General features: G+C 65.3%; 12 protein-coding genes. 5 read left to right on the forward strand and 7 right to left on the reverse strand.

Annotated elements, in window-relative coordinates; all coding sequences use genetic code 11:
- Positions 1–5: 5 nt before the first annotated feature.
- The 6 genes from leuC to ffh all read right to left on the reverse strand — a co-directional run bounded on the left by leuC (position 6) and on the right by ffh (position 5,052).
- Positions 6–1,427, reverse strand: coding sequence for a 3-isopropylmalate dehydratase large subunit (gene leuC / locus J0H39_16820; protein MBN9498417.1), 1,422 nt, complete (start codon positions 1,425–1,427; stop codon positions 6–8).
- A 78-nt stretch (positions 1,428–1,505) separates the two neighbouring features.
- Complete coding sequence (gene rplS / locus J0H39_16825; protein MBN9498418.1) at positions 1,506–1,940, reverse strand: 50S ribosomal protein L19; 435 nt, start codon at positions 1,938–1,940, stop codon at positions 1,506–1,508.
- Positions 1,941–1,960: 20 nt separating this feature from the next.
- Complete coding sequence (gene trmD / locus J0H39_16830) at positions 1,961–2,719, reverse strand: tRNA (guanosine(37)-N1)-methyltransferase TrmD (GenBank protein ID MBN9498419.1); 759 nt, start codon at positions 2,717–2,719, stop codon at positions 1,961–1,963.
- Positions 2,716–3,300: a ribosome maturation factor RimM gene (gene rimM / locus J0H39_16835; protein ID MBN9498420.1), complete on the reverse strand. Its 585-nt coding sequence runs from the start codon at positions 3,298–3,300 to the stop codon at positions 2,716–2,718. The genes trmD and rimM overlap by 4 nt, the downstream gene beginning before the upstream one ends.
- Before the next feature lie 12 nt (positions 3,301–3,312).
- Positions 3,313–3,669, reverse strand: a complete 357-nt coding sequence (gene rpsP, locus J0H39_16840; GenBank protein MBN9498421.1) for a 30S ribosomal protein S16 — start codon at positions 3,667–3,669, stop codon at positions 3,313–3,315.
- 33 nt (positions 3,670–3,702) lie between these two features.
- A complete protein-coding gene (gene ffh / locus J0H39_16845; GenBank protein MBN9498422.1) occupies positions 3,703–5,052 on the reverse strand; it encodes a signal recognition particle protein in 1,350 nt (449 codons plus the stop codon).
- Between the two features lie 225 nt (positions 5,053–5,277).
- Between ffh and J0H39_16850 the strand changes: the two genes are divergently transcribed.
- From J0H39_16850 to ftsY, 5 genes are read left to right on the forward strand one after another with little or no spacing between them, the layout of a single operon-like run.
- Positions 5,278–5,568 carry a hypothetical protein gene (locus J0H39_16850; GenBank protein ID MBN9498423.1) on the forward strand — a complete coding sequence of 97 codons (291 nt, stop codon included), beginning with the start codon at positions 5,278–5,280 and terminating at the stop codon, positions 5,566–5,568.
- Complete coding sequence (locus J0H39_16855) at positions 5,547–5,987, forward strand: type II toxin-antitoxin system VapC family toxin (protein MBN9498424.1); 441 nt, start codon at positions 5,547–5,549, stop codon at positions 5,985–5,987. The genes J0H39_16850 and J0H39_16855 overlap by 22 nt, the downstream gene beginning before the upstream one ends.
- A gap of 42 nt (positions 5,988–6,029) precedes the next feature.
- Positions 6,030–6,878, forward strand: coding sequence for a diaminopimelate epimerase (locus J0H39_16860; GenBank protein ID MBN9498425.1), 849 nt, complete (start codon positions 6,030–6,032; stop codon positions 6,876–6,878).
- Complete coding sequence (gene mtaB / locus J0H39_16865) at positions 6,875–8,101, forward strand: tRNA (N(6)-L-threonylcarbamoyladenosine(37)-C(2))-methylthiotransferase MtaB (protein MBN9498426.1); 1,227 nt, start codon at positions 6,875–6,877, stop codon at positions 8,099–8,101. Before J0H39_16860 ends, mtaB begins: the two co-directional genes overlap by 4 nt.
- On the forward strand, positions 8,098–9,018 hold the full coding sequence (gene ftsY / locus J0H39_16870; protein MBN9498427.1) for a signal recognition particle-docking protein FtsY: 921 nt from the start codon (positions 8,098–8,100) through the stop codon (positions 9,016–9,018). The genes mtaB and ftsY overlap by 4 nt, the downstream gene beginning before the upstream one ends.
- 201 nt (positions 9,019–9,219) lie before the next feature.
- Here ftsY and J0H39_16875 read toward each other — a convergent pair.
- Positions 9,220–9,483: hypothetical protein (locus tag J0H39_16875; GenBank protein MBN9498428.1), on the reverse strand; the 264-nt coding region annotated here is incomplete at its 5' end.

A 9,483-nucleotide genomic window follows, 5' to 3' on the forward strand; every position in this document is an offset into this window, starting at 1 on the left:
GAAGCTCACTGCCAGTCGCGCACGTCGGCCAAGCGGCCGGCGAACGCCGCCGCAGCGGCCATGCCGGGGCTGACCAGATGCGTGCGCCCGCCGCGACCCTGACGGCCTTCGAAATTGCGGTTCGAGGTCGACGCGCAACGCTGGCCGGGTTCGAGCTTGTCAGCGTTCATCGCGAGGCACATCGAGCAGCCCGGCTCGCGCCAGTCGAAGCCCGCTTGCTTGAACACCTTGTCGAGGCCTTCGCGTTCGGCCTGTTCCTTGACGAGGCCGGAACCGGGCACGACCATCGCGTGGACGTTCGCAGCGACCTTCTTGCCCTTGGCGAGCGCTTTCTCGGCCAAGGCGGCGGCGGCGCGAAGATCTTCGATGCGGCCGTTGGTGCACGAGCCGATGAAGACCTTGTCGATCGCAACGTCGAGGAATTTCTGGCCGGGCTTCAGGCCCATATAGGCGATGGCGCGCTCGACCGCCGTCTTCTTCGCCGCATCGGCGAAGGACGACGGATCGGGCACGGCGCCGGTGATCGGCAGCACGTCTTCGGGCGAGGTGCCCCAGGTGACCATCGGCGGGATGTCGGCGGCGGCGAGCGAAACCTCGCGATCGTATTTCGCCCCTTCGTCCGACGGCAGCGTGCGCCAGTAATTGACGGCCATGTCCCACTGCGCGCCCTTGGGCGCGTAGGGGCGGCCTTTGACGTATTCGAACGTCTTTTCGTCCGGCGCCACCAGGCCCGCACGCGCGCCGCCTTCGATCGTCATGTTGCAGACGGTCATGCGGCCTTCCATCGACAATTCGCGGATCACGTTGCCCGCGAATTCGACGACGTAGCCGGTACCGCCGGCCGTGCCGATCTTGCCGATGATCGCGAGGATCACGTCCTTCGCGGTCACGCCGACCGGCAATTGCCCGTCGACCGAGATGCGCATGTTCTTGGCCGGCTTCTGGATCAGCGTCTGCGTCGCCAGAACGTGCTCGACCTCCGACGTGCCGATGCCGAAGGCCAAAGCGCCGAACGCGCCATGCGTCGCGGTGTGGCTGTCGCCGCACACGATCGTGTTGCCCGGCTGCGTCAGGCCCTGTTCGGGCCCGATGATGTGGACGATGCCCTGGCGGATATCGTCCATGCCGAAATGCATCACGCCGAAATCATGCGCGTTCTTGGCGAGGGTTTCGACCTGGATCCGGCTTTCCGGATCCTCGATGCCCTTGGAGCGATCGGTCGTCGGCACGTTGTGGTCAGCGACGGCGACGGTGAGGTCGGGACGGCGGACCTTGCGGCCGGTCATGCGCAGACCTTCGAAGGCCTGGGGCGACGTCACCTCGTGGACGAGATGGCGATCGATATAAAGCACGCAGGTGCCGTCGTCTTGACGGTGGACCACGTGGGCATCCCAGATCTTGTCGAACAGCGTGCGCGGCTTAGCCATCGTTTCCTTCCTCGCTCCCAATACCTGCCGGGGAGGCCGCCTTTTCGCGGTCCTCCCCCCACTCGAGCCCGCGAAGGCTTACGCCTTGGCGTCGGCCGCCGCTTCCAGATCGGCGGCCGACATGTCGGCGGCCGTCGCGGCGGTGTTGTTGCCCGACTTCTCGACGATACGCGCGGCCTTACCCGTGCGACCGCGCAGATAGTACAGCTTCGCGCGACGCACCGCACCGCGGCGCACGACTTCGATGCCGCCCAGGCGCGGCGAGTAGAGCGGGAACACGCGCTCCACGCCTTCGCCGAACGAGATCTTGCGCACGGTGAAGTTGGAGTTGAGACCCGAATTCTTGCGCGCGATGCACACGCCTTCGAAAATCTGAAGACGCTCGCGCGTCCCTTCCTGCACCTTCACGGCGACGCGCAGCGTATCGCCGGGGCCGAAATCGGGGACCTTCTTCGCGGTCGCCGTGAGCTTGGCGATTTCCGCCTTCTCGATCTGCTCGATGATGAACGACATGTGCTTTCTCCTGCTTGATTCTAGTGTTGGGTTTGCGCCTGACGCTTGGCCCACAGATCGGGCCGGCGTTCGGCGGTGATTTTTTCGGCCTGGGCGCGACGCCAGGCTTTGACATTGGCGTGGTGGCCGCTGGTCAGCACGGACGGCACGTCGCGGCCGTCCCACGAAGCGGGGCGCGTGTATTGCGGGTATTCGAGCAGACCGTCCTCGAAGCTTTCCTCGCCCAGCGATTCGCAAGCGCCCAGCACGCCCGGCAGCAAACGAACGCACGCGTCGAGGACGCAATGCGCCGCCGGCTCGCCGCCCGACAACACGAAATCGCCGAGCGAGAGCTCGGCCACCTGGCGCTTGTCGAGCACGCGCTGATCGACACCTTCGAACCGCCCGCACAGCAGCACCACGCCGGGGGCTGCCGCCAAAGCGCGCGCGCGTTCCTGATCGAAACGCGCGCCGCGCGGGCTTAGGTAAAGGACGGGGGCATTTTCCGGAGCTTTGGCGATGGCGGCCGCGAGTGCGGCATCGACGACGTCGGGCTTCAAAACCATGCCCGGCCCGCCGCCGAAGGGAACGTCGTCCACCGAGCGGTGGCGGTCGAAGGCGAAATCGCGGATATCGATCGCGTCCAGCGTCCACACGCCATCGGCGAGGGCGCGGCCGACCAGCGACTGGCCCAGCACGCCCGGGAACATGTCCGGGAAGATCGTCAGCACGACCGCGCGCCACGGCGCGGCTGTGCCGCCCGTCTTGCCCGATCCGCCGATGTCGTTCGCCGTACTCATTCGTTCCCTTCGTCCGCCCGAGACTCGGAATCATCCTCGTCAGGCTTCGCTTCGGTCCATTGGGGCGGGTCGACCGTGATCGTGCCCGCCGCGACGTCCACTTCCGTCACCACTCTTTTGGTGAAGGGCAGAAGCCGGGTTTCGCCCGCTTCGTCCGCCACCTCCAGAATGTCCCCGGCGCCGTAGTTCTGCACCGAGGTCACCTTGCCCAGGACGCGCCCTTGCGTGTCCTTCGCTTCGAGTCCGATCAGATCGGCATGGAACCAAAGTTCCTTCGATCGTCCCGAACCCTTCGGCTTCGTGCCCAGCGCGTCGCGGTCCACATAGAGCCGCATGCCGCGTAAAGCTTCCGCCGCGTCGCGATCCTCGACCCCCGACAGTTTCGCGATCACCAGACCGCGAACGATGCCGACCTTCCGGATGTCGAAGCGGCGCTTGCCGCTCTCGTCCGAGACGGGGCCGTAACCCGCGACATCCGCCGGCTTGCCGGTGAAGCTCTTGATCTTGACCTCGCCGCGCACACCGTGCGCCGACGCGATGGCCCCGACCAGAACCCGCTTCCCCGGTGAAGTGGCGGACAACGCCCCGACCCCTTAGGCCGCCGGAGCGGCTTCCGCCTTGGCCGCGGCTTCCTTCGCACGCTCCTGCGCCTTCTTCTTCGGCGCGGACTTCTTCGGCGTTTCGCGGATCGCGGGCTTCTCGGCGAGGCCCAGGGCCGCGAGGAACAGCGTCACGCGGTCGGAAGGCTGCGCGCCCTTCGACAGCCAATGCTTGGCGCGCTCGACGTCGATCACGACGCGCTTGTCGTTTTCCTTCGGCAGCATCGGATCGTAGTAACCGATCTTCTCGATGAAGCGGCCGTCGCGCGCGTAGCGCGAGTCGGCGACGACGATCTTGTAGTGCGGGCGGTTCTTCGCACCGCCGCGGCTCATACGAATTTTAACGGCCATTCGTGTTGGTCCTTTCTTGAGATAAGTCGTTGTCTATCGGCGGAACAGGTTTCCGATACCCGTCCGCATGATTCCCTTCTGACCGAGGCGGCCCATCTGCTTCATCACGCGGCTCATTTCCATGAACTGCTTGACGAGGCGGTTGACCTCCTCGACCGACGTGCCCGAGCCTGCGGCGATCCGCCGCTTGCGCTTGCCGTCGAGAACTTTGGCGTCGCGCCGTTCGCGCTTCGTCATCGAGCAGATGATCGCCTCCTGCTTGCGCAGCAGGCTTTCGTCGACGTTCGCGTTCTTCATCTGCGCTTGCATCTTGGCGACGCCGGGCAGCATGCCCATAACGCCGCCAAGCCCGCCCATCTTCTTCACTTGGCGAAGCTGGGACAGCATGTCGTTGAAATCGAACTCGCCCTTCTTGATCTTGGCGGCGAGCTTCTCGGCGGTTTCGGCCTCGACCGTCGCCTGCGCCTTCTCGACCAGGCCGACGATGTCGCCCATGCCCAGGATGCGACCCGCGACGCGGTCGGGATGGAACGTCTCGAGGGCGTCCATCTTTTCGCCGAGACCGACCAGTTTGATCGGCTTGCCGGTGACGGCGCGCATCGACAACGCGGCACCGCCGCGCTGATCGCCGTCCAAGCGCGTCATCACCACGCCGGTGATGCCGAGCCCTTCGTTGAAGCGCGTCGCGGTCGTCAGCGCGTCCTGGCCCGTCAGGGCATCGACGACCAGCAGCGATTCGGCCGGTTGCACCGTGTCGCGCACGGCCTTCGCTTCGGCCATCAACTCTTCGTCGATCGACAGACGACCGGCGGTGTCGAGGATGACGACGTCGTAGCCTTCGGTGCGGCCCACTTCCATCGCACGCTTGGCGATGGCGACCGGCTCCTGGCCCGCGACGATCGGCAGCGTCGTCACGCCGATCTGCGTGCCGAGCACGGCGAGCTGTTCTTGCGCGGCGGGGCGGCGCGTATCGAGCGAGGCGAGCAGGACCTTCTTGCGGTCCTTCTCGGTCAAACGCTTGGCAAGCTTCGCGGACGTCGTCGTTTTGCCGGAGCCTTGCAGGCCCAGCATCAGGAACGGGATCGGGGCGGCGGCGCGCAGATTGACGTCGGTCGCGGTCGAGCCGAGCGTTTCGATCAGCTTGTCGTGGACGATCTTGACGACCATCTGGCCCGGCGTGACCGAGCGCACGACCTGCTGGCCGATCGCTTCGAAGCGCACGGCGGCGATGAAGTCCTTCACCACCTGCAAGGCGACGTCGGCCTCGAGCAGCGCCAGACGCACTTCGCGCAACGCCGTATCGACGTCGGCCTCGGTGATCACACCGCGGCCGCGCAGCTTGTCGAATACCGCGCCGAGTTTTGTGCCGAGCTGGTCGAACATACGCGCCGAAACGAACCTCGAAGCCAAAACAAAACGGCCGCCGTGCGCGAAACTCGCGGACGGCGGGAGACCCCGAAGGGGCCCAAGGGTTCCGTATTGCCCTTGAATGGCGGCGGTTTTAGGGGATCGGGCGGCCCCCGTCAATTCGACTCTGGCGCCACCCTATATAGGGTGAGGCTTGCACGCATTTGATATCAATGATATCAATGATATTGGAGATATCAAATGGTCGACATCCTAATCCGCGACATCGATCCCGAGACGCACCGGAATCTTCGAATTCAGGCGGCAACGGAAGGAATTACCCTTTCCGAGGCCGCCAAAAGGACGATCCGGGCAAACGCGCCGAAACCCGCCCAACCCTTTTCGCTGGAGCGCTTTCGCGAGTTGCAGGCGAAGTGGAAAGTCACGGCCCCCATCGATCCCGTCTCCGCCGAGGATTGGACGAGAGCGCTCCAAGAGAGTCGCGACGAGCGTGACGCGCGCGACGACGAATGGGTGGCAAAACTCCGGTGAACGAGGATCGCGTCATCGTCGATGCGTCGGTCGTCCGCGCGATGACCGAAGACGACGCCCTGCCGGAAGCGCTCGCCCAAGCGATTTCGGGCAAAGCTATGAATGCGCCCGACCTATTGCTGGTCGAAGTTTCCAACGCGATCTGGAAGATCGCACGCTTTAAAAGCCAACCGGCCGCACAGGCCATCGCACGACAAACTCGCCTCCTCGAATTGCCGATCGCGCTGACGCCCGACGCATCGCTTCTACCCGCGGCGATGGCGCTCGCCCTTCGCCTGCCGCATTCGGTTTATGACTGCCTCTATCTGGCGCTTGCGGCACAACTCGACTGCGCCATCCTGACCGCCGATACCCGTCTCGGCAAAGCGGCGGCCTCCGAGCCCGATCTCGCCCAACGGGTGCGCGTTCTGGCCGTCTGAACCGGGTGGACTTTTGGGGCGGGCGGCCCCTATATCCCGGACATGGACACGCTGCCTTTCGTCAAAATGCATGGGCTTGGCAACGATTTCGTCGTCGTGGACGCGCGTGAAAACGCGCCCGCGATTACGCCGGATCTCGCGCGCGCGATCGCCGACCGGCATCGCGGCGTGGGCTTCGATCAATTGATCGTGATCGAAACGCCGGCGGATAAAGACGCCGACGTGTTCTTCCGCTTTTACAATTCGGACGGCTCCGAGGCCGGCGCCTGCGGCAATGGCACGCGCTGTGTGGCCGACCGCGTGATGGCCGAACGCGGGGCGGATCAGCTCGCGATTCAAACCATCGCGGGTTCGCTGGAAGCCACGCGCAAGCCCGATGGCCGCGTGACGGTCGATATGGGCCCCGCGCGTTTGGATTGGCGCGAGATCCCGCTGGCCGAGGCGTGCGACACCAACGCCGTGCCGATCGAATTGGGCCCGCTTGCCAAGCCCGTCGCGACGTCGATGGGCAATCCGCACGCGACGTTCTTCGTGCCGAACGCCGAGGCGATCGAACTCGACAAGCTCGGGCCGCAACTCGAGCATCACAAGATGTTCCCGCAGCGCGCCAATATCGGTATCGCGCAAATCCTGAGCCCCGAGCGGATGCGCCTGCGCGTGTGGGAACGCGGCGCGGGCATCACGCTCGCCTGCGGTTCGGGCGCGTGTGCGGCCGGTGTCGCCGCCATCCGCCGCCAATTGGTCGCGGGCCGCAAAGTTTCCATCGTCGTCGACGGTTCGGTCCCGAACGATCCGAAATCGGAAATCGAGATCGAATGGTTGCGCGACGGCCATGTGCTGATGACCGGGCCGACCGCGATGTCGTTCAGCGGGATCTGGCCGCTGCGATGAGCGTCGTCACTTTCGGCTGCCGGCTGAACGCCGCCGAAAGCGCGGCGATCGAAGCGCTGCTCGCCCGGGCGGGCGATACCGACACGATCGTCGTCAATACCTGCGCCGTGACCGCCGAAGCGACGCGCGAAGCCGCCGCCGCGATCCGCAAGCTCGCGCGCGAAACCCCGCAAGCGCGCATCGTCGTGACCGGCTGCGCCGCCCAGATCGATCCCGATCATTGGCGGGGGCTCCCGAACGTCGCCGCCGTGGTCGGCAATCGCGAGAAACTCCAACAGGCGACCTGGGCCGGCGCCGACGCCACCGTCGGCGACATCATGACGTCGCGCGAATTCGTCGAGACCGATACGCCGCCCGATAGCGGCCGAACGCGCGAATTCCTGGAAATCCAGCAAGGCTGCGACCATCGCTGCACCTTTTGCGTGATCCCGTATGGGCGCGGCAATTCGCGCTCCCTGCCCTTGGATCGCGTGATCGCGCGCGCCCAAGCGGCCGTGAACGCGGGCAAGCGCGAGATCGTGCTGACGGGCGTTGATCTCACCTCGTGGGGTCAGGACCTGCCCGGCGCGCCGCGACTGGGGGCGGCCGCCAAGGCGATCCTCGCCGCGTGCCCCGATCTGGCGCGCTTGCGTCTGTCCTCGGTCGATCCGGCCGAGATCGACGACGATATTTTCGATCTGCTGGCGCGCGAGCCGCGCTTCGCGGGGCAACTGCATCTGTCGATCCAGGCGGGCGACGATCTGATCTTGAAGCGCATGAAGCGCCGCCATTCGCGCGCCGACGTGATCGCCGTTGCAAGCCGCGCGCGCAAAGCCCGCGAAGACGTGGCGCTGACCGCCGATCTGATCGCAGGCTTTCCCACCGAAAGCGACGATGCCTTCGCCAATACGCTGGCGCTGGTCGAAGAAATCGGCCTGGCCGACGCGCATGTGTTCCCCTATTCCCCGCGCGACAACACGCCCGCCGCGCGCATGCCCCAGCTCGACGGCGAGACGATTCGCCGCCGTGCCGAGGCGTTGCGTCATGCGGTTGCGGCGTCGCGCGGGCGCGACCTCGACCGGCGCATTGGCGCAACGGCCGATGTTTTGGTCGAAGCCTCGCGCCGCGACGGGCTGGACGCGCGGGGCACACGCGTGCGGCTCGATCGCGAAATGATGCGCGGCACACTCGTGCCCGCGCGCATCCTGGGTCACGACGGGCGGCAATTGCGGGCGGTGGCATGAGCTGGTTTCAGCGTCTCAAGACGGGTCTCAAGAAATCTTCGGCGCGGCTCGCGGAAGGCATTTCGCGCGCACTCAATATCGGCCGGCTCGACGAAGCGGCCTATCAGGCGCTGGAAGACGCGCTGATCGAAGCCGATCTGGGCCCGTCGGTCGCGGCGAAGCTGGTCGGCGCCTTGCGCGCGCGAAAACTTCCGGCCGAAACGTCGATCGAACGCGTCAAGGAGCTGCTCGCCGAGGATATCGAAACGATTTTGGCGCCCGTCGCGCAGAGATTCGCGCCCAACCCCGCGCTCAAACCCCATGTCGTGCTGGTCGTGGGCGTCAACGGCAGCGGCAAGACGACGACGATCGGCAAGTTGGCGTCGTCGCTGGCCGCGGACGGCAAGCGCGTGACGCTGGCGGCGGGCGATACGTTCCGCGCGGCGGCCGTGTCGCAGCTCGGCATCTGGGCCGAACGGTCCAAAGCGCAATTCGTCTCGACGAAAGAAGGCGGCGACCCCGCCGCGCTGGCGTTCGAAGCGCTGGAGAAGGCGCGCGAGGCGGGCAGCGACGTGTTGCTGATCGACACCGCCGGCCGCTTGCACAACAAAGCCGACCTGATGGACGAGTTGAAGAAGGTCGTACGCGTCATCAAGAAGCTCGACGACACCGCACCGCACACTGTGCTGCTCGTACTCGACGCGACGATCGGTCAGAACGCGATCGCGCAAGTCGAGACCTTCACGTCGATCGTCGCGGTCGATTCGTTGGCGCTGACGAAGCTCGACGGCAGCGCCAAGGGCGGCGTTCTGGTCGCGATCGCGAATCGATTCGCGACTCCGACGGTGTTGATCGGTGTCGGAGAGGGAATCGACGACCTTCGCGACTTCGATGCGCGCGGATTCGCGCGCGGTCTTCTCGATCTTCCGGAAGCGTGATCGAACTACCTTTGCGTGTGTTTGGCGCGCGACTCGCGACATGCATTTAACGCTGATTTCATGCGGGTTTCTTGCATGTCTGGCGCTAGCGCTAGACTCGTATTTCGAGTCACCCGCTAGACTCGGCGTAAGGCCCTAGCGATGGTGGGCGGACGCAGTACCACCCCCCTCATATTGAAATTCCTTGACATGTCCTTGCAGTTAATGATGTTCTAGCGATGTTGGGACCGCATACAGGGAGGGCGTTAACCCGTTATCGATCGACCGGTTCAGTGCTTCGGCAGTGACCCCGCCCCGATCGGCAGCGTGCTCTTCCCGGACCGACACCATCGGAAACAAGGAGTCAATCATGGCTGCGAAGAAAAAGGCGAAGAAGAAAGCCGCGAAGAAGAAGAAGTAAGCGGCTTCGCTCGGTGCATTTGGGGGCGTGAGGGTCTTTACTCTCGCGCCCCCATCCACTTCGAG

The organism is Alphaproteobacteria bacterium, assembly GCA_017308135.1.
GTDB lineage: Bacteria > Pseudomonadota > Alphaproteobacteria > CACIAM-22H2 > CACIAM-22H2 > Tagaea.

Bases quoted from the DNA above. Each gene is read 5' to 3' on its own strand.
- leuC (MBN9498417.1), bottom strand. From the start codon at position 1,427: ATGGCTAAGCCGCGCACGCTGTTCGACAAGATCTGGGATGCCCACGTG.
- rplS (MBN9498418.1), bottom strand. From the start codon at position 1,940: ATGTCGTTCATCATCGAGCAGATCGAGAAGGCGGAAATCGCCAAGCTC.
- trmD (MBN9498419.1), bottom strand. From the start codon at position 2,719: ATGAGTACGGCGAACGACATCGGCGGATCGGGCAAGACGGGCGGCACA.
- rpsP (MBN9498421.1), bottom strand. From the start codon at position 3,669: ATGGCCGTTAAAATTCGTATGAGCCGCGGCGGTGCGAAGAACCGCCCG.
- ffh (MBN9498422.1), bottom strand. From the start codon at position 5,052: ATGTTCGACCAGCTCGGCACAAAACTCGGCGCGGTATTCGACAAGCTG.
- J0H39_16850 (MBN9498423.1), top strand. From the start codon at position 5,278: ATGGTCGACATCCTAATCCGCGACATCGATCCCGAGACGCACCGGAAT.
- J0H39_16855 (MBN9498424.1), top strand. From the start codon at position 5,547: ATGGGTGGCAAAACTCCGGTGAACGAGGATCGCGTCATCGTCGATGCG.
- J0H39_16860 (MBN9498425.1), top strand. From the start codon at position 6,030: ATGGACACGCTGCCTTTCGTCAAAATGCATGGGCTTGGCAACGATTTC.
- mtaB (MBN9498426.1), top strand. From the start codon at position 6,875: ATGAGCGTCGTCACTTTCGGCTGCCGGCTGAACGCCGCCGAAAGCGCG.
- ftsY (MBN9498427.1), top strand. From the start codon at position 8,098: ATGAGCTGGTTTCAGCGTCTCAAGACGGGTCTCAAGAAATCTTCGGCG.